The sequence below is a fragment of the Stutzerimonas stutzeri genome, assembly GCF_000219605.1.
Taxonomy (GTDB): domain Bacteria; phylum Pseudomonadota; class Gammaproteobacteria; order Pseudomonadales; family Pseudomonadaceae; genus Stutzerimonas; species Stutzerimonas stutzeri.
Genome location: NC_015740.1, coordinates 2,512,374 through 2,530,397, shown reverse-complemented (window position 1 = coordinate 2,530,397; position 18,024 = coordinate 2,512,374). Strand labels below are relative to the sequence as shown.

18 protein-coding genes and 1 pseudogene are annotated in these 18,024 nt (G+C 65.6%); 17 read left to right on the top strand and 2 right to left on the bottom strand.

Going from position 1 to position 18,024, the window contains the following annotated elements; genetic code table 11:
- Positions 1–19: 19 nt before the first annotated feature.
- The 10 genes from scpB (at position 20) to PSTAB_RS11625 (ending at position 11,756) form a co-directional block, all read left to right on the top strand.
- On the top strand, positions 20–787 hold the full coding sequence (gene scpB / locus PSTAB_RS11670; protein WP_013983056.1) for an SMC-Scp complex subunit ScpB: 768 nt from the start codon (positions 20–22) through the stop codon (positions 785–787).
- A gap of 172 nt (positions 788–959) precedes the next feature.
- The gene (edd, locus tag PSTAB_RS11665) at positions 960–2,789 is read left to right on the top strand and encodes a phosphogluconate dehydratase (protein ID WP_013983055.1); all 1,830 of its coding nucleotides are present in this window, start codon (positions 960–962) and stop codon (positions 2,787–2,789) included.
- Entirely contained in the window at positions 2,786–3,748 is a 963-nt protein-coding gene (locus PSTAB_RS11660; protein ID WP_013983054.1) for a glucokinase, read from the top strand. The genes edd and PSTAB_RS11660 overlap by 4 nt, the downstream gene beginning before the upstream one ends.
- Positions 3,749–3,805: 57 nt before the next feature.
- Entirely contained in the window at positions 3,806–4,540 is a 735-nt protein-coding gene (locus tag PSTAB_RS11655; RefSeq protein WP_011913557.1) for a response regulator, read from the top strand.
- Complete coding sequence (locus PSTAB_RS11650) at positions 4,524–5,975, top strand: ATP-binding protein (protein WP_011913556.1); 1,452 nt, start codon at positions 4,524–4,526, stop codon at positions 5,973–5,975. Before PSTAB_RS11655 ends, PSTAB_RS11650 begins: the two co-directional genes overlap by 17 nt.
- 159 nt (positions 5,976–6,134) lie before the next feature.
- A complete protein-coding gene (locus PSTAB_RS11645; protein WP_013983052.1) occupies positions 6,135–7,382 on the top strand; it encodes an ABC transporter substrate-binding protein in 1,248 nt (415 codons plus the stop codon).
- A gap of 109 nt (positions 7,383–7,491) precedes the next feature.
- Positions 7,492–8,409: a carbohydrate ABC transporter permease gene (locus tag PSTAB_RS11640; protein ID WP_011913554.1), complete on the top strand. Its 918-nt coding sequence runs from the start codon at positions 7,492–7,494 to the stop codon at positions 8,407–8,409.
- On the top strand, positions 8,402–9,244 hold the full coding sequence (locus tag PSTAB_RS11635) for a carbohydrate ABC transporter permease (protein ID WP_013983051.1): 843 nt from the start codon (positions 8,402–8,404) through the stop codon (positions 9,242–9,244). Before PSTAB_RS11640 ends, PSTAB_RS11635 begins: the two co-directional genes overlap by 8 nt.
- Before the next feature lie 11 nt (positions 9,245–9,255).
- The gene (locus tag PSTAB_RS11630) at positions 9,256–10,428 is read left to right on the top strand and encodes an ABC transporter ATP-binding protein (RefSeq protein WP_013983050.1); all 1,173 of its coding nucleotides are present in this window, start codon (positions 9,256–9,258) and stop codon (positions 10,426–10,428) included.
- 104 nt (positions 10,429–10,532) lie between these two features.
- On the top strand, positions 10,533–11,756 hold the full coding sequence (locus PSTAB_RS11625; RefSeq protein ID WP_013983049.1) for a maltoporin: 1,224 nt from the start codon (positions 10,533–10,535) through the stop codon (positions 11,754–11,756).
- Between the two features lie 4 nt (positions 11,757–11,760).
- On the opposite strand, the gene PSTAB_RS11620 is transcribed toward PSTAB_RS11625, so the two are convergent.
- Positions 11,761–12,540 (bottom strand): hypothetical protein, encoded by a 780-nt coding sequence (locus PSTAB_RS11620; RefSeq protein WP_013983048.1) that lies wholly within the window; start codon positions 12,538–12,540, stop codon positions 11,761–11,763.
- An 80-nt stretch (positions 12,541–12,620) separates the two neighbouring features.
- Positions 12,621–13,583 (bottom strand): alpha/beta hydrolase, encoded by a 963-nt coding sequence (locus PSTAB_RS11615; protein ID WP_013983047.1) that lies wholly within the window; start codon positions 13,581–13,583, stop codon positions 12,621–12,623.
- 156 nt (positions 13,584–13,739) lie between these two features.
- Here PSTAB_RS11615 and aroC point away from each other — a divergent pair, with 156 nt between their 5' ends.
- From aroC to PSTAB_RS11585, 7 genes and pseudogenes are all read left to right on the top strand, one after another.
- A complete protein-coding gene (aroC, locus tag PSTAB_RS11610) occupies positions 13,740–14,831 on the top strand; it encodes a chorismate synthase (RefSeq protein ID WP_013983046.1) in 1,092 nt (363 codons plus the stop codon).
- A 65-nt stretch (positions 14,832–14,896) separates the two neighbouring features.
- Positions 14,897–16,048 (top strand): MFS transporter, encoded by a 1,152-nt coding sequence (locus tag PSTAB_RS11605; protein ID WP_013983045.1) that lies wholly within the window; start codon positions 14,897–14,899, stop codon positions 16,046–16,048.
- Positions 16,049–16,055: 7 nt separating this feature from the next.
- Positions 16,056–16,239: pseudogene (locus PSTAB_RS21925) on the top strand (methylthioribulose 1-phosphate dehydratase); the annotation flags it as partial.
- Positions 16,240–16,291: 52 nt separating this feature from the next.
- The gene (locus PSTAB_RS11600; protein ID WP_011913546.1) at positions 16,292–16,837 is read left to right on the top strand and encodes a 1,2-dihydroxy-3-keto-5-methylthiopentene dioxygenase; all 546 of its coding nucleotides are present in this window, start codon (positions 16,292–16,294) and stop codon (positions 16,835–16,837) included.
- 209 nt (positions 16,838–17,046) lie between these two features.
- Complete coding sequence (locus PSTAB_RS11595; protein ID WP_011913545.1) at positions 17,047–17,256, top strand: PLD nuclease N-terminal domain-containing protein; 210 nt, start codon at positions 17,047–17,049, stop codon at positions 17,254–17,256.
- Between the two features lie 6 nt (positions 17,257–17,262).
- Positions 17,263–17,454: a PLDc N-terminal domain-containing protein gene (locus tag PSTAB_RS11590; RefSeq protein ID WP_013983044.1), complete on the top strand. Its 192-nt coding sequence runs from the start codon at positions 17,263–17,265 to the stop codon at positions 17,452–17,454.
- A 3-nt stretch (positions 17,455–17,457) separates the two neighbouring features.
- Entirely contained in the window at positions 17,458–18,018 is a 561-nt protein-coding gene (locus tag PSTAB_RS11585) for a histidine phosphatase family protein (RefSeq protein ID WP_013983043.1), read from the top strand.
- Positions 18,019–18,024: the final 6 nt, after the last annotated feature.

Here is an 18,024-nt window from a genome sequence, read left to right as displayed (position 1 = left end):
ATATTTGCAGGAGTCAACCGTGGACCTGTCCGATCCCAAGGATCTCGCTTCGCTGCTCGAAGCCTTTCTGCTCGCGTCCGGCAAGCCGCTCTCCCTGGAGCGCCTCGGCGAGCTGTTCGAGGAGCATGAACGACCCTCGTCGGCGCAGCTGAAGAAGGCCCTCGAAGTCCTGGACAAGTCCTGCAAGGGGCGCGCCTTCGAACTCAAGGAGGTGGCCAGCGGTTATCGTCTGCAGGTGCGCCAGCGCTTCTCGCCCTGGGTCGGGCGGCTCTGGGAGGAGCGTCCGCAGCGTTATTCCCGGGCGCTGCTGGAAACCCTGGCGCTGATCGCCTACCGCCAGCCCATCACCCGTGGCGAGATCGAGGACATTCGCGGCGTTGCGGTCAACAGCCAGATCGTCAAGACATTGCAGGAGCGCGAGTGGATTCGCGTGGTTGGCCATCGTGACGTGCCGGGGCGCCCGGCGATGTTCGCCACCACCCGACAATTCCTCGACCATTTCAATCTGAAGAACCTCGACGAACTGCCGCCGCTGGCCGTGCTGCGGGAAATGGAGCCCGAGCTGCGCCCGTTGCTCGACGACGATGCGGCCGTGCCGGTCGCCCTGCAGGCCCGCGCCGACGAGACGTTGGACGAGCCGCAGGCGCCCGCGCGCGAGCAGACCAGCTTCCGTAGCCTGCTGGCTGAACTCGATGGCATGGAACAGGGGCTCAAGACCGACTTCGACGACCTGCTCGAAGCGCAAGCCGCGGATATCGACTCCGACGAGGAGCAATCGACCCCCTGAGCCCAGGCATGTCGCCGGGGCGCCGGCGGCCTCGCTGCAGCCGGCCGCTGGGAGCATAGCTCTGCAGCTGCATGTCGTGCGCAACCATTGGCCTTGCGTCCTGTCCGAACGCCAACCGACTCCGGATGGTTTATGGTTGTCGAAGAACAAAATTCCGCAGCAGGAGAGACGCATGCACCCGCGAGTTCTGGAAGTCACCGAGCGCCTGGTCGAGCGCAGCCGCAAGACGCGTGAGCGTTACCTCGCGATGATGGCCGCCGCTGCCAGCGAGGGCCCTCAGCGAGGCGGGCTGCAATGCGCCAACTTCGCCCATGGCGTCGCCGGCTGCAATTCCACTCAGGACAAGCAGAGCCTGCGCCTGATGAACGCGGCGAACGTCGCGATCGTGTCGGCATACAACGACATGCTTTCGGCGCATCAGCCCTACGAGCATTTTCCGGAGATGATCCGCCAGGCGCTGCGCGAGATTGGTTCGGTCGGCCAGTTCGCCGGCGGCGTGCCGGCAATGTGCGACGGCGTGACCCAGGGCGAGGCGGGCATGGAGATGAGCCTGGCCAGTCGCGAAGTGATCGCCATGAGCACCGCGGTGGCGCTGTCGCACAACATGTTCGACGCCGCGCTGATGCTCGGCATCTGTGACAAGATCGTCCCCGGGCTGATGATCGGTGCGCTGCGCTTCGGCCATCTGCCGACGATCTTCGTACCGGGTGGGCCGATGCCATCGGGCATCCCCAACAAGGAAAAGGCCGCGGTGCGCCAGCGCTACGCCGAAGGCAAGGCGAGCCGCGAGGAGCTGCTGGAATCGGAAATGAAGTCCTACCACAGCCCGGGCACCTGCACCTTCTACGGCACCGCCAACACCAATCAGGTGGTGATGGAGATCATGGGTCTGCACCTGCCGGGCTCCTCGTTCGTAAATCCTTACACGCCGCTGCGCGATGCGCTGACCCGCGAAGCCGCGCAGCAGGTCACCCGCCTGACCCATCAGGCTGGCAATTACACGCCGCTGTGCCAGGTGGTCGACGAGAAGTCCATCGTCAATTCGGTGGTCGCGCTCAACGCCACCGGCGGTTCGACCAACCACACCCTGCATATTCCGGCATTCGCCCGCGCCGCCGGCATCCAGCTGACCTGGCAGGACATGGCCGACCTTTCCGAGGTCGTGCCGACCCTGGCCAAGGTCTACCCCAACGGTCAGGCCGATGTGAACCATTTCCATGCCTGCGGCGGCGTGCCCTTCATGGTGCGCACGCTGCTCGACGCCGGCTTGCTGCATGAGGATGTGCACACGGTGGTCGGCAAGGGCCTGCGCCGCTATATCCAGGAGCCGTTCCTCGACGGTGACAAGCTGGTCTGGCGCGATGGGCCCGCTCAGAGCCTGGACGAAACCATCCTGCGTCCGGCAAAGCGGCCCTTCTCGCCGGAGGGCGGCCTGCGTGTGCTGGAAGGCAACCTGGGGCGCGGCGTGACCAAGATCTCGGCCGTGGCGCCGGAGCATCGTGTGGTCGAGGCGCCGGCACGGGTGTTCATCGACCAGAGCGAGCTGGCAGCCGCTTTCAAGGCCGGCGAGCTGGAGCGCGATTTCATCGCCGTGGTGCGTTTCCAGGGGCCGAAGGCCAATGGCATGCCGGAGTTGCACAAGCTCACGCCCTTCCTTGGCGTGCTGCAGGACCGCGGCTACAAGGTGGCGCTGGTTACCGACGGGCGCATGTCCGGCGCCTCCGGCAAGGTGCCGGCGGCCATCCATGTCTGCCCGGAGGCGCTGGACGGTGGGCCGCTGGCGCTGGTCCGTGATGGCGACATCATCCGCGTCGATGGCGAGACCGGCGAGCTGCGGGCGCTGGTCGACCCGGCCGAATGGGCGACGCGCCAGCCGGCCATCCGCCCGGAAGACATGGGTATCGGTTGCGGTCGCGAGCTGTTCGCCTTCATGCGCGCGTCCTTCAGCACGGCAGAGCAGGGCGCCAGCGCGTTCACCGAGAGTCTGGAGGCGCTCAAGTGAAGACAGCGCTGGTTGGCGACATCGGTGGTACCAATGCACGCTTCGCGCTGTGGCGCGATCAGCGGATCGAGCAGCTTCGCGTGCTGCCCACGGCAGACCATGCGCGTCCGGAGCTGGCAATCCGCGCCTACCTCGACGAAGTGGGCCAGCCGCTGGATGCGCTGGAAGCAGTATGCCTGGCCTGTGCCGGGCCGGTGAGCGGCGATCACTTCCGCTTCACCAACAACCACTGGCAGCTGAGCCGACAGGCGTTCTGCCGCGAACTGGGCCTGAAGGATCTGCTGCTGATCAACGACTTCACCGCCATGGCCCTGGGTATGACCCGGCTACGCGATGACGAGCGCGTCACGGTCCGCGAGGGCGAGCCTGAACCCGGCCGGCCGCGTCTGGTCATAGGCCCCGGCACCGGGTTGGGGGTCGCCGGGCTGCTGCCGCTGGTCGGCGGCGGCTGGCGCGCGTTGCCGGGCGAGGGCGGGCATATCTGTCTGCCGATCGGCAGCGAGCGCGAGGCGGCGATCTGGATGCAACTGCACCGCGCACAGGGCCACGTGAATGCCGAAGCCGTGCTCAGCGGGCCGGGTTTGCTGACGCTTTATCGTGCCTGTTGCGCGCTGGATGGCCGAGCGGCCGAACACGACTCCCCGGCCGAGATCACCAAGGCTGCGCTGGCTGGCGAGCCGTACGCCGTGGCCGTGCTGGAGCAGTTCTGCCGCTGGCTGGGACGCATCGTCGGTGACAACGTGCTGACGCTCGGTGCACGCGGCGGGGTATATATCGTCGGCGGCGTGGTACCGCGCTTCGCCGAGTTCTTCATGCACAGCGGCTTTTGCGATGCCCTGTGCGAGAAGGGCCAAATGAGTGGCTATTTCGATCGCCTGCCGGTATGGCTGGTGACCGCGCCTTATCCGGGCCTGGAAGGCGCCGGCGTGGCGTTGCAATCGCTGCTGGAGGGCGTCTAGGCGGCTGGCAGGGAAAGGCGACGGGCGATCGGATAACAACAAGAAAAGGGACGTGACGTGAGCCAAGCAGGTAAGAACATCCTTCTGGTCGACGACGATCAGGAAATCCGCGAACTGCTGCAGACCTATCTCAGCCGCTCGGGCTTTCAGGTCCGCGGCGTGCCGGACGGCGCGCAGTTTCGCAGCGCGCTGTGCGCCGAACCGGCCGATCTGGTGATACTCGACGTGATGCTGCCCGACGAGGACGGCTTCAGCCTCTGCCGCTGGATTCGCCAGCACGAGCGGCTGGCCTCGATGCCGATCATCATGCTCACCGCCAGTTCCGACGAGGCCGACCGGGTGGTCGGTCTTGAGCTGGGCGCCGACGATTACCTCGGCAAGCCGTTCAGCCCACGCGAGCTGCTGGCGCGGATCAAGGCCTTGCTGCGGCGGGTCAGCTTCGCCCAGGAGCGCGGCAGCGACGTGCTGGCCTTCGATGAATGGCGGCTGGACATGATCAGCCACCGTCTGTTTCACGCCGATGGCGAGGAAGTCTTTCTGTCCGGTGCCGATTTCGCGTTGCTCAAGCTGTTTCTCGATCATCCGCAGCAGATCCTCGACCGCGACACCATCGCCAACGCCACCCGCGGGCGCGAGGTGATGCCGCTGGAGCGCATCGTCGACATGGCGGTGAGCCGTCTGCGTCAGCGCCTGCGCGACACCGGCAAGTCGCCCCGGCTGATCCGCACCGTGCGCGGCTGCGGCTACCTGCTGGCAACCCAGGTGACGCCGCACCATGAATCTGCGCACTGAGCGGCGGCGTCTGCGGCTGGTGCCGCGCTCGCTGCTCGGACGCATGCTGTTGCTGACCCTGCTCGCGGTGCTGCTGGCGCAGGGCCTGTCGAGCCTGATCTGGTTGTCACAGCTGCGCGCCAGTCAGATGGAAGGGCTGCTGGCCAGCGCCCGCAGCCTGGCGCAGTCGATGGGGGCGAGCGTCAGCTACTTCCGATCGCTGCCGCTGGGCTACCGACCGCTGGTGCTCGACCAGCTGCGCAGCATGGGCGGCACGCGCTTCTTCGTCTCGCTCAACGACAAGCCGCTGGAGATGAAGATCCTGCCGGAGACGCCACGCAAGCGTGCGGTGCTGCACGAGGTGGAGCAGGTGCTGCGCCAGCGTCTGGGTGGCGCGGTGGACCTGACCATCGAGTTCGTCAGCCCGGACGATCTGCGCATCTTCAACAGCGGCATCAAGCTCGAGGAACTGCCGCGCTCCTGGGCCCACTACGCGCTGGGATTCGAACCGCTGGCGCCACCGGTGCTGGTGACGCAGATCCAGATCGCGCCGCAGGAATGGCTCTATCTCGCGTCGCTGATGCCGGCACCCTACGTCAGCCTGGAAGACGAGGGGCTGCCGGTGCAGCAGCTGTGGTTCATCGTGCTGACCAGCGCCTTCCTGCTGCTGTTCATCGGCCTGCTGGTGCGCTGGCAGAGCCGGCCATTGAAACGCCTGGCCAAGGCGGCGCGGGAGCTGTCGGTGGGCGGGGAAGTGCGGCCGCTGGCCGAGATCGGTGCCAGCGAGATCGTCGAGGTCAGCCGCGCCTTCAACAACATGCGCGAGCGCATCAGCCGCTATCTGACCGAGCGCGGCCAGTTGTTCAGCGCCATCTCCCACGACCTGCGTACGCCCATCACGCGGCTGCGACTGCGGGTCGAACTGCTGGAGGACGAGGCCCAGCAAGTCAAGTTCAACCGCGATCTCGACGAACTGGAGCTGCTGGTCAAGGGCGCCCTGCAGTGCGTGAAGGACACCGATATCCACGAAAACATCGAGGCCGTGGACCTCAATCTGTTGCTCGAACACATCGTCGAGCCCTACCAGGCCTGCGACCAGACCCGCGTGACCCTGGATGGACGCGCGCTGGCGACTTACCCCGGCAAGCCGCTGGCACTCAAGCGCTGCATCGGCAACCTGCTGGACAACGCCCTGAAGTATGGCGAGCGCGCCCACCTGCACGTCGAGGATGGCAAGGAGGCGCTGGTGCTGCACGTTGACGACGAGGGGCCAGGTGTTCCGGAGCAGCGCCTGGAGCACGTTTTCGAACCCCATGTACGGCTCTCCGGCCAGCAGCAGGGCTACGGCCTGGGGCTGGGTATCGCGCGCAACATCGCTCACGCCCACGGCGGCGAGCTGAGCATGCGCAACCTGCAGCAGGGAGGGCTGAGGGTGACCCTCACACTACCGCGCTGACGCCCGCCGGGCGTGCCTGTTACCTGTGGCGTGCCTTTGTAACCGGTTGGTGACCATCGGCCATCCCTTCGTTACCCAGTGTCCATTTTTCCGGGCATAGACTCGGTCCATCGCAAGCGACCCACGACTTGCCGGATAAAAACAAGAAGGTACTCCTCCATGAATGCGATCCATCGTCTCGCTCTTTCCGTTTCCCTTGCCCTGCCATTGCTCGCCCACGCCGGCGAGGTCGAAGTCCTGCACTGGTGGACCTCCGGCGGCGAGAAGCGCGCCGCCGACACCCTGCAGAAGATGGTCGAGCAGAAAGGCCACACCTGGAAGGATTTCGCCGTCGCCGGTGGTGGTGGCGAGGCCGCCATGACCGTGCTGAAGACCCGCGCGGTTTCCGGCAACCCGCCGTCCGCCGCACAGATCAAGGGCCCGGACATCCAGGAATGGGGCGAACTCGGCCTGCTCGCCAACCTCGACGACACCGCCAAGGCCGAACGCTGGGACGAGCTGCTGCCCGAGCAGGTCAGCAAGATCATGCAGTACGACGGCTCCTACGTGGCCGTGCCGGTCAACGTGCACCGGGTCAACTGGCTGTGGATCAACCCGGAGGTATTCGAGAAGGCCGGTGCCACGCCGCCGAAGACCCTCGACGAGTTCTTTGCCGCTGCCGAGAAACTCAAGGCAGCCGGTTTCGTGCCCGTCGCCCACGGTGGCCAGCCGTGGCAGGACGGCACCGTGTTCGAGGGCTTCGTGCTCAGCATTCTCGGGCCGGACGACTACCACAAGGCATTCGTCGAGCTGGACGAGGACACCCTGACCGGCGACAAGATGGTTCAGGCCTTCACCGCGCTGAAGAAGCTGCGTGATTACCTCGACGCCGATGCCGCAGGCCGTGAGTGGAACCGTGCCACTGGCGTGGTCATCGACGGCAAGGCCGGCATGCAGATCATGGGTGACTGGGCCAAGAGCGAGTTCACGGCCGCCAACAAGGTCGCGGGCAAGGACTACCAGTGCCTGCCATTTCCCGGCACTCAGGGCAGCTTCACCTTCAACATCGATTCGCTGGCGATGTTCAAGCTGAGCAGCGATGAGAACCGCAAGGCCCAGGAAGACCTGGCGCGCGCGGTGTTGCAGCCGGAGTTCCAGACCTTCTTCAACCAGAACAAGGGCTCCATCCCGGTTCGCCAGGACCAGGACATGAGCGAGTTCGACGCCTGTGCCCAGCAGTCGATGAAGGACTTCAAGGCGGCGGCCCAGGGCAGCGGCCTGCAACCCAGCCTGACCCACGGCATGGCCGCTTCGAGCTACGTGCAGGGCGCGGTGTTCGATGTCGTGACCAACTTCTTCAACGACCCCAAGGCCGATCCGCAAAAGGCGGCCAGGCAGCTGGCGGCGGCGATCCAGGCCGTGCAGTGACGCCAAGGGCGGACCGCGTCCGCCCGATTTCCCGAACCGTTGTCCCGGTACAGGCCAAGGCCCGTGCCGCGGGCGACGACATCCCGGATTCTGACGAGGGATCACATCCATGAGCTCCATCGCGCTTCCCGCCAGGCCCGCCAAGGTCTCGCCGCTCGATGCCCTGCAGCGCTGGCTGCCCAAGCTGGTCCTGGCGCCGAGCATGCTGATCGTGCTGGTCGGCTTCTACGCCTACATCGGCTGGACCTTCCTGCTGTCGTTCACCAACTCGCGCTTCATGCCCAGCTACAAGTGGGTCGGTCTGCAGCAATACCAGCGCCTGTGGGACAACGACCGCTGGTGGGTGGCCAGCCAGAACCTGCTGGTGTTCGGCGGCCTGTTCATCGCCATCAGCCTGATCATCGGTGTCGTGCTCGCCGTGCTGCTGGACCAGCGCATCCGCCGCGAGGGGCTGATCCGCACCATCTACCTGTACCCCATGGCACTGTCGATGATCGTCACCGGTACCGCCTGGCAATGGCTGCTCAATCCCGGCCTGGGTCTGGACAAGCTGCTGCGTGACTGGGGCTGGGAAGGCTTTCGCTTCGACTGGCTGGTCGATCCGGACCGGGTCATCTACTGCCTGGTGATCGCTGCCGTATGGCAGGCCTCGGGCTTCGTCATGGCGCTGTTCCTGGCCGGTCTGCGCAGCGTCGATCAATCGATCATCCGCGCTGCCCAGGTGGACGGTGCGAGCCTGCCGACCATCTACCTGCGCATCGTGCTGCCGAGCCTGCGACCGGTGTTCTTCAGTGCGTTGATGATCCTGGCCCATATCGCCATCAAGAGCTTCGACCTGGTGGCGGCGATGACCGCCGGTGGGCCGGGTTATTCCAGCGATCTGCCGGCGATGTTCATGTACGCCCACACCTTCACCCGCGGCCAGATGGGCCTGGGTGCGGCGAGCGCCATGCTGATGCTCGGCGCGGTGATGGCGATCATCGTGCCCTACCTGTATTCCGAGCTGAGGAGCAAGCGCCATGTCTGATTTCGCGCAACCGCGCCTGACGCTTGGGCGCCTGACCATCCACGCTACGCTGCTGCTGGCTTGCGCCGTCTACCTGGTGCCGCTGATCGTGATGTTGCTGACCAGCTTCAAGACCCCGGAAGACATCCGTACCGGCAACCTGCTGAGCTGGCCGGAGGCGTTCACCGCGATGGGCTGGCTGACAGCCTGGGATGCCGTCGGTGGCTACTTCTGGAACTCGGTGAAGATCGTCATCCCGGCGGTGCTGATTTCCACCGCGCTGGGCGCCATCAATGGCTACGTGCTGTCGATGTGGCGCTTCCGCGGCTCGCAGCTGTTTTTCGGTCTGCTGCTGTTCGGCTGCTTCCTGCCGTTCCAGGTGATCCTGCTGCCGGCGTCCTTCACCCTCGGCAAGCTGGGCCTGGCCAATACCACCACCGGTCTGGTGCTGGTGCACGTGGTATACGGCCTGGCGTTCACCACACTGTTCTTCCGCAACTTCTACGTCAGCGTGCCGGAAGCGCTGGTGCGGGCGGCACGGCTGGATGGCGCCGGTTTCTTCACCATCTTCGGGCGCATCCTGCTGCCGATGTCGGTACCGATCATCATGGTTTGCCTGATCTGGCAGTTCACCCAGATCTGGAACGACTTCCTCTTTGGCGTGGTGTTCGCCAGCGGCGATACCCAGCCCGTCACCGTGGCGCTGAACAACCTGGTCAATACCAGCACCGGCGCCAAGCAATACAACGTCGACATGGCCGCCGCGATGATTGCCGGCCTGCCCACGCTGGTGGTTTACGTGATCGCCGGCAAGTACTTCCTGCGCGGGCTCACTGCCGGCGCCGTCAAGGGTTGAGGAGAACAACGATGGCTTCCCTGGAACTGCGCAACGTTCAAAAGAGTTATGGCAACAGCCAGATCGCAACGCTCAAGGACATCGCGCTGAAGATCGACGCCGGTGAGTTCCTGATTCTCGTCGGCCCCTCCGGCTGCGGTAAATCCACCCTGATGAACTGCATCGCCGGGCTGGAGAATATCACCGGCGGCGAGATCCTCGTCGACGGCGAGGACATCAGTCAGGCCAGTCCGAAGGATCGGGACATTGCCATGGTGTTCCAGTCCTATGCGCTCTATCCGACCATGAGCGTGCGTGGCAACATCGCCTTCGGCCTGAAGATGCGCAAGGTGCCGGCGGCGAAGATCGAGGAGGAGGTGGCACGGGTCGCCAAGCTGCTGCAGATCGAACCGCTGCTGGAACGCAAGCCGTCGCAACTGTCCGGCGGCCAGCAGCAGCGCGTGGCCATGGGCCGGGCGCTGGCGCGGCGGCCGAAGATCTATCTGTTCGACGAGCCGTTGTCGAACCTCGACGCCAAGCTGCGGGTGGAGATGCGCACAGAGATCAAGCTGATGCACCAACGGCTGAAAACCACCACGGTGTATGTCACCCATGACCAGATCGAGGCAATGACCCTCGGCGACAAGGTCGCGGTGATGAAGGACGGTGTGATCCAGCAGTTCGGTACCCCCCACGAGATCTACAACAACCCGGCCAACCTGTTCGTCGCCAGCTTCATCGGCTCGCCGCCGATGAACTTCGTGCCGCTGCGCATTCGTCAGCGTGACGGCCGCTGGGTGGGCGTGCTCAACAGCGAGCAGGGCAGTTGCGAGCTGCCGCTGCCGATCACCAGTGACGAAGGTCTGCGTGACCGGGAGCTCATTCTGGGCATTCGCCCCGAACAGATCGGCCTGTCGAATGGCTCTGCGGCGGACCTTTCGCTGCTGGTGGATATCGAAGTGGTGGAGCCGACCGGCCCCGATACGCTGGTCGTCTTCGCGCTCAATCAGGTCAAGGCCTGCTGCCGGCTGGCGCCGGATCAGGCGCCGCGGGTGGGGGAGACGCTCAACCTGCAGTTCGATCCGCGCAAGGTCCTGCTGTTCGACGCCCAGAGCGGCGAACGGCTGGGCCTGGCGCAGCCTGTAGCCACGCGCGAAAGCAAGGTCACCCGGCTGGTTTCCAACGGAGCGGGGCCGGTGCAGTGAGGTACCGGCCTGCCTTGCCAGCAGGCTGGGGATAACGGAGACAGGAACCAACGGAGCCGAACAGGCTCGATCCAGCGATCAATAACAACAAAAGCGGAGTGGATATGAAAAAAACACTGACAGCCCTGGGCGTTGCCAGCGCCATTGCGGGTCTGACGCTGCCTTTGGGCGCCCATGCACTGGAGTTCACCGGCTACATGCGCAGCGGGGTCGGCGAATCGGTCAACAGCGATTCGCAGTCCTGCTTCCAGTTGCCCGGCGCGCCGAGCAAGTACCGCCTGGGTAACGAGTGCGAGCAGTACGCCGAGCTCGATCTGCGTCAGGACCTCTACACCTTCGCCGACGGCTCGGTACTGAGCCTGGAAGGCATGGCGGCGCTCTACAACCAGTACAACCACACCCCTGAGTTCACAGGCGATCACGGCTGGGCGCGAATGGTCCAGGCCTATGCCGAGTGGAGCAAGGTGCCGGCGTTGTACAACGGCTCGTTGTGGGCCGGGCGGCGCTTCTACAAGCGCAACGACATCCATATCTCCGACTTCTACTACTGGAACCAGAGCGCCACCGGTGCCGGCGTGGAGGACATGGAGATTGGCGGGCTGAAGTACAGCTATGCCTTCTCGCGCAAGGACAGCGTGTTCCAGAAGGACTACGTCACCCGCCACGACTTCAACGTTGGCGGCTTCGACAGCAACCCGGGAGGTGAGCTGGAGTTCGGCCTGAGCTACCTCGACAAGCCCAGCCGTGACGATGCCAACAGCGGTTGGGCCGTGACGGTGCAGCATGTGCAATCCGACTTCCTCGGCGGCAAGAACACCCTGGCGCTGCAGTATGGCGAGGGTCCGGGCACCGGCCTCGGTTATACCGGCGACGTCACCCTGGACAACAGCGCCAAGAGCTGGCGAGTGGTGGAGTATTTCGACTGGCAGCTGACGCCGCGCTTCGGCGGCCAGTTCCAGGTGGTCTACCAGAAAGACAAGCGCGACGACGGCGGCGACCAGGACTGGTGGTCGGTGGGCGCGCGTCCGGTCTATGCGTTCAGCGAGCAGTTCAAGCTCGTCGCCGAGGTGGGTCACGACCAGATCGATGCCACCGACGGCACGCGCAAGCTCAGCAAGTTCACCATCGCGCCGACCTGGTCACCCGCCGGTCCTGGCTTCTGGGCACGGCCGGAGTTCCGCCTGTACTACACCTACGCCAGCTGGAACGACGCGGCGCAACGGGCGGCCAACGTGATGGCCGAAGGCTCGGCGCTGTCGGATACCGGTGCGTTCGGCAACGCTCGCCACGGTTCGAACTTCGGCGTGCAGGTCGAGCACTGGTGGTAAGCGGCTAGCGGGTCGCCATCCAGATCAGCAGGCCGGCCTGGAACAGCGCCAGCGCAATCAGGCAAACAATGGTGAATCGCAGCGCACCGTCCTCGCGGCGGAAGCGGGCGATACGCTCCTGCAGGTCGCGGATCTGGTTTTCCTGCGCCTGCAGGTTGCGGTCGGCCTGTTCCAGCATCGCCGCCGCATCCTGCAGCTCCACAATCTGGACCTTCTCGCTGTTCCAGTCCGGCCTCAGGCTGCTGGCGCGCGGCGCGCCGTAGGTCGCCTTGCCCGCCTGGTCCTTTGGGTAGTCCACATCGAACCCCTGGGTGCGCTGGCAGTGGTCACGCCGCAGGCGCTGGTCGTCGCTCGTCACATCCTTGGGCAGCGATCCGCCCTCGACCAGATAATGTCCCCAACGCTTCTGCGCCCAGGCCGCGCCTTGTGCCAGCAGGAAACGGCCGAGGCCGCGATTGGCGGGTTCCAGATGCAAGCCGCTGTCCGGGCCGAAGCGCAGTTCCTTGCTGCGATGGTCGGCCCATACCTCCAGCACGTTGTACTTGCGCGAGCGCGCCTGCCCCGGGATGTTGACGAACATCCGCAGCAGGCTCTGCTCGGGCGTGTGGCGTTCCAGCTGCGCCAGCTCGACGAAGCGCAGTGGCCGCGCGCCGCCGTCGCGTTCGGTGGGCAGCGGCGCCAGGCGCAGCAGACGGAAACGATCGGGGCGAAGTTCGGCCCACGGATGCTTCGGCGGCGCCGGTGGCTCTTTCTCTGTGCTCTGGGTGATATCGGTGTCGGTCATCTGCGCGTTCCTGGGCCTGCGCGGCGGCTCGTTCAGAACTGGTCTCGGCCATCGTCACGGGGCTATCGGCGGCGCGGCGCCTAACTGGAGGCTGGCAGCATGCCATTATCGTTCAGGAAGCGCTGGATGCGTTCGAGCAGGCCCCGGGCCAACGGCAGATCGGGATCGTCGTAAGACGCGAGCTGCGCAGCGCTGGCCGGCACGATGCGCAGCACATGATTCATGCCGTCGATCAGCGCGAGTTCGGCGTCGGGCTTGGCGCGGTGCAAGGCCTCGGCGTCATCGATGCCCACCTGGATATCGTGCCGGCCCTGAACGATCAGCGCCGGAGCGTTCACCGCCGCGAAGGCCTCGGCCGGATCATAGGCGAAGAGAGTAATCAGATATGGCTGCACGCTGGGGCGGAACAGCACCTGCAGAGGCTCTGGAATGTCCGCGTGGGTGCGACCGGCCTTCAGTTCGTCGATCAGATAATGGCTGGTGGCGAGCAATGCCGGTGGCAGGCGTCCCTGCAGCTGCTCGCGCAGCACCGCATCGATCGGCCGGCCGCTGCCGGCGATGCTGATCAGCGCCGCGGCACCTGAGCGAGGCGCCGCAAGGCTGGCGATCAGCGCACCTTCGCTGTGGCCGACGAGGATCAGCTCGCCGAAGCGCGGGTCACCCTTGAGCCGTTCGCTCCAGGTCAACGCATCGCTGACGTAGGCTTCGACGCTGAGGTCGCGCTCGTCCGGTGCGGCGGCCAGGCTCGCGCCGACGCCGCGCTTGTCGTAGCGCAGGCTGGCCACGCCCTGCTTGGCCAGGCCCTGGGCCAACCGCTTGAGGCTGTCGTTGTGGCCGGCCGGGTTGTTGCCGTTGCGGTCGGTCGGCCCGGAGCCGGCGATGAGCAGGGCGACCGGCAACGGCCGCTCGCTTTTCGGCAGCAGCAATGTGCCCTGCAGCACGCCATGGCCGGTGTCGAGGTTCAGCGTCTGCGTGAGCAGGGTCTGCGCATGTACGAATGAGAGGGGCATGGTCAGCAGCAGTAGGATCAGCAGGGCACGCATGGAAGGCTTCGCCGGTTACGGAGCGGGTTTGACGCGAGGATCGGTGCGAGGTTCGCCGCTGCGCCAGTATGCGCGCCGAAGACAGGCAGTGAAACCGCGGCGCCCTCAGGTATACTTCCGGCCCCTGTTTTTTCGGTCGATCGCGGAGCGTCCTGCATGTCCGGCAATACCTACGGCAAGCTGTTCACCGTCACCACTGCCGGCGAAAGCCACGGGCCTGCGCTGGTGGCCATCGTCGATGGCTGCCCACCCGGGCTGGAGCTGTCGCTGGACGATCTGCAGCGCGATCTCGACCGTCGCAAGCCCGGCACCAGCCGGCACACCACGCAGCGCCAGGAAGCCGACGAGGTGGAAATCCTTTCCGGCGTGTTCGAAGGCAGAACCACCGGGTGTCCGATCGGCCTGCTGATCCGCAATACCGACCAGAAGTCCAAGGACTACTCGGCGATCAAGGACCTGTTCCGCCCGGCCCACGCCGACTACACCTATCACCACAAGTACGGCCTGCGTGACTACCGCGGCGGTGGCCGCTCCTCGGCGCGCGAGACCGCCATGCGTGTCGCCGCCGGTGCTATCGCCAAGAAGTACCTGGCGACGCTGGGCATTCAGGTGCGCGGCTACATGAGCCAGCTCGGGCCGATCGAGATTCCGTTCAAGACCTGGGACAGCGTCGAGCAGAACGCCTTCTTCAGCCCAGACCCGGACAAGGTGCCGGAGCTGGAGGCCTACATGGACCAGCTGCGCCGTGACCAGGATTCGGTGGGCGCAAAGATCACCGTGGTCGCCGAGGGTGTGCCGCCGGGCCTCGGTGAGCCGATCTTCGACCGCCTGGACGCGGAGCTTGCCCATGCGCTGATGAGCATCAACGCGGTCAAGGGCGTGGAGATCGGTGCCGGTTTCGCGTCGGTGGCCCAGCGCGGTACCGAGCACCGCGACGAGCTGACCCCGCAGGGCTTTCTGTCCAACAATGCCGGCGGCATTCTCGGTGGCATCTCCTCGGGCCAGCCGATCGTCGCCCATCTGGCGCTCAAGCCGACGTCCAGCATCACCACGCCCGGTCGCTCCATCGACGTGAATGGCGAGGCGGTGGACGTGATCACCAAGGGTCGCCACGACCCCTGCGTCGGCATCCGCGCCACCCCGATCGCCGAAGCGATGATGGCCATCGTGCTGCTGGATCACCTGCTGCGCCACCGCGCACAGAATGCCGATGTGCAGGTGACGACGCCGGTGCTGGGTCAGCTTTGAGCGGCTATTCGGAGCGCGGCGCGCCGGCGTTGACGCCGCGCGCTGCAACCTGAACGCCTGTTGCCATGACCGCTTCGCTCCCTTACTGGCGCCTCTCCGGGTTCTATTTCTTCTACTTCGCGCTGCTCGGTTCGACGGCGCCGTTTCTCGGCCTGTACTTCGCCCATCTGGGGTTCTCGCCGGAGCGCATCGGCGAGCTGATCGCCATTCCGATGTTGATGCGCTGTCTGGCGCCGAATCTCTGGGGCTGGCTGGGCGACGTCAGCGGCCGCCGGCTGGAGATCGTCCGCCTCGGCGCCCTGTGTACGCTGCTGTCCTTCGGCCTGATCTTCTTCGACAAGAGCTTCGCCTGGCTGGCGCTGGTGATGGCCCTGCATGCGTTCTTCTGGCATGCCGTGCTGCCGCAATTCGAGGTCATCACCCTGGCGCATCTGCACGAGCAGCCCGAGCGCTACAGCCAGGTACGGTTGTGGGGCAGCATCGGCTTCATCCTGGCGGTGGTGGGGCTTGGGCTGCTGTTCCAGCGGTTGAGTCTGGACCTGTATCCGACCGCTGTCGCTGCGGTGATGCTGGGCATCTTGCTGAGCAGTGTCTGGGTCCCGAACGCGCAGCCGCGCCAGCGCGCCGAGTCGGCCGGGCAGGGCGGCTTTCTCGCCCAGCTGCGGCGCCCCGGCGTACTGGCCTTCTACGGTTGCGTGGCCCTGATGCAACTGGCTCACGGCCCGTACTACACCTTCTTCAGCATCCACCTGGAAGCGCTCGGCTACAGCCGCAGCTTTATCGGTCTGATGTGGGCGCTGGGCGTCGTCGCGGAGATTCTGCTGTTTCTGGTCATGGCGCGTCTGCTGGAGCGTTTCTCGCTGCGCCAGGTGCTCCTGGCGAGCTTCCTGATCGCCGCGCTGCGCTGGCTACTGCTCGGGCAACTGGCCGATCATCTCGGCGTACTGCTGATCGCGCAGCTGATGCACGCTGCGACCTTCGGCAGCTTCCATGCGGCGGCCATCCATTTCGTCCAGCGCAGCTTCGGCCATCGCCAGCAGGGTCAGGGGCAGGCGCTGTATGCCAGCCTGTCCGGAATCGGCGGCGCGCTGGGGGCGTTGTATGCCGGATATGCCTGGTCCGGGCTCGGCCCGGGCTGGTCGTTCGCCATCGCCAGCCTGGCGGCGCTGGCAGCAGCCGTTATCATTGCCTTCCGTTTGCAGGAGGATCGGGCGTGACCGCCACGCAGCGCTGGCTTCCAGGCGGCAACCCTGGCTTGACCGGCACCGCTATTGCGTCGGCTGGCTGATCCGCGGCCACGGGTCTGTACACCCGGGGCAAGAAGACGAGCGACGCGCTGCGTCAGATCGAGGCGTTCGAGTTCTTTTTCGAATGCGAACTGAAAATGGGCGCCCTGCACAACAGATGAATTCCTGCCTGGCCGGCAGTGATCGGCCGGGCGATCCTTCGGAGAGCCGAACATGAGTGTCCTCAGTGTCTATCACGAATCCCGCCCCGAGCAGCCGCTCAAGGTCCTGACCCACCTCGAGGACATCGCCGCGACCCTGGCCGAGGTCGGTGTGCAGCTGGAGCGCTGGGACGCCAGCGCGCCGGTCGCCGCCGGTGCCAGCCAGGAGGACGTGATCGCCGCCTACCGGCCACAGATCGATCGGCTGATGGCCGAGCGCGGCTACGTGACCGTCGATGTCATCAGTGTGTCCCGCGATCATCCGCAGAAGGACGAGCTGCGCGCCAAATTTCTTGACGAGCATCGTCACGCCGAGGACGAGGTGCGCTTCTTCGTCGCTGGACGCGGCCTGTTCACCCTGCATATCGAGGACATGGTCTACGCCGTGTTGTGCGAGAAGAACGACCTGATCTCCGTGCCTGCCGGCACCCGCCACTGGTTCGACATGGGCGAGCAGCCGAGCTTTGTCGCCATTCGCCTGTTCAACAATCCGGACGGCTGGACGGCGCAGTTCACCGGCGAACGCATCGCCGATCAGTTCCCGCGCCTGGACGACTGAGCGGCCGATCCAGCTGACCCTCACCGAACATACGGCCAGCGAGCACAAGCAGGAGCTGACCTCCTGCCGACCCGCGCCAGCGGCGTGCTCGTTAACCATGAACCAGCAGCCAGTACCAATGCGCTGCTGAGCCGCTCTGGCACGGGAATTGAACCCTGCCGCCGCGCTGGCATCCTAATTTAGGTACCCACCCAAACAGGAGCGTACCCATGGGAGATGCATTCGGCGGAATTTTCGGCCTGCTCATCCTGATACTGGATATCTGGGCAATCATCAGCATCGTTCGCAGCGACAGTACCAGCGGCAAGAAAGTGCTCTGGGTTCTTTTGATCGTCATCCTGCCCGTGCTCGGTCTTATCATCTGGGGAATCATGGGACCGCGCGGCAATCGCCCCGACGACCGTGGGCCCTTGCGGTAAACACCGATGGAAAGCCTCAGCGCTCCGCTGGCCCTGGTGGTGCTGGTGCTGGATGTGCTCGCCATCGCGCATGTCTGGCGCAGCCCCATCGAGGCTGGTCGCACAATCATCTGGACGCTGGTGATCGTACTGCTGCCGGTGGTCGGCCTGATCATGTGGGCGGTCGCGGTCGGGCCGTTTGGCAAGGCGCGGCTGTGAAGCATGCGTGGCATCGGCCTGGCGCTCGTCGCGCTGCTCTTCGTCGTAGGCCCGCTGCAGGCCGATGATGGTGACGCCTGGCAGGCGTTACGCGAAGGGCGGGCACTACTGCTCCTGCGCCACGCGAATGCGCTGGGGCTGGGCGACCCACCTGGCTTCGTGCTCGATGACTGCAGCACCCAACGCAATCTTGATGAGCACGGCAGGGCGCAAGCCCGACGCTGGGGCGAGCTGCTGCGCGAGAAAGGCCTGACCAGGGTACGTCTGTTGAGCAGTCGCTGGTGCCGTGCACTGGACACGGCGCAGCAGATGGCACTCGCGCCGGTCGAGCCACTACCGGCGCTGGATTCCTTCTTCGCCTCGCCGACCAGCGAGCGACTGCAGACCGCCGCGCTGCGCGAAGCCCTCACCGAGCTGGAACCCGGCGAGGTAGCGGTGCTGGTCACCCATCAGGTCAATATCACCGCGCTGACCGGCATCTTTCCGCAGTCGGGCGAGGGGCTGATCCTGGCCCGGCCGCTGGCCGTTGCGCCGAAGGTCCTGGCGCGCGTCGCGCCGCCGTAACCGTTT

Coding starts and splice junctions, on each gene's coding strand:
- edd (WP_013983055.1), top strand. CDS start 960: ATGCACCCGCGAGTTCTGGAAGTCACCGAGCGCCTGGTCGAGCGCAGC.
- PSTAB_RS11650 (WP_011913556.1), top strand. CDS start 4,524: ATGAATCTGCGCACTGAGCGGCGGCGTCTGCGGCTGGTGCCGCGCTCG.
- PSTAB_RS11645 (WP_013983052.1), top strand. CDS start 6,135: ATGAATGCGATCCATCGTCTCGCTCTTTCCGTTTCCCTTGCCCTGCCA.
- PSTAB_RS11640 (WP_011913554.1), top strand. CDS start 7,492: ATGAGCTCCATCGCGCTTCCCGCCAGGCCCGCCAAGGTCTCGCCGCTC.
- PSTAB_RS11635 (WP_013983051.1), top strand. CDS start 8,402: ATGTCTGATTTCGCGCAACCGCGCCTGACGCTTGGGCGCCTGACCATC.
- PSTAB_RS11630 (WP_013983050.1), top strand. CDS start 9,256: ATGGCTTCCCTGGAACTGCGCAACGTTCAAAAGAGTTATGGCAACAGC.
- PSTAB_RS11625 (WP_013983049.1), top strand. CDS start 10,533: ATGAAAAAAACACTGACAGCCCTGGGCGTTGCCAGCGCCATTGCGGGT.
- PSTAB_RS11620 (WP_013983048.1), bottom strand. CDS start 12,540: ATGACCGACACCGATATCACCCAGAGCACAGAGAAAGAGCCACCGGCG.
- PSTAB_RS11615 (WP_013983047.1), bottom strand. CDS start 13,583: ATGCGTGCCCTGCTGATCCTACTGCTGCTGACCATGCCCCTCTCATTC.
- aroC (WP_013983046.1), top strand. CDS start 13,740: ATGTCCGGCAATACCTACGGCAAGCTGTTCACCGTCACCACTGCCGGC.
- PSTAB_RS11605 (WP_013983045.1), top strand. CDS start 14,897: ATGACCGCTTCGCTCCCTTACTGGCGCCTCTCCGGGTTCTATTTCTTC.
- PSTAB_RS11600 (WP_011913546.1), top strand. CDS start 16,292: ATGAGTGTCCTCAGTGTCTATCACGAATCCCGCCCCGAGCAGCCGCTC.
- PSTAB_RS11595 (WP_011913545.1), top strand. CDS start 17,047: ATGGGAGATGCATTCGGCGGAATTTTCGGCCTGCTCATCCTGATACTG.
- PSTAB_RS11590 (WP_013983044.1), top strand. CDS start 17,263: ATGGAAAGCCTCAGCGCTCCGCTGGCCCTGGTGGTGCTGGTGCTGGAT.
- PSTAB_RS11585 (WP_013983043.1), top strand. CDS start 17,458: ATGCGTGGCATCGGCCTGGCGCTCGTCGCGCTGCTCTTCGTCGTAGGC.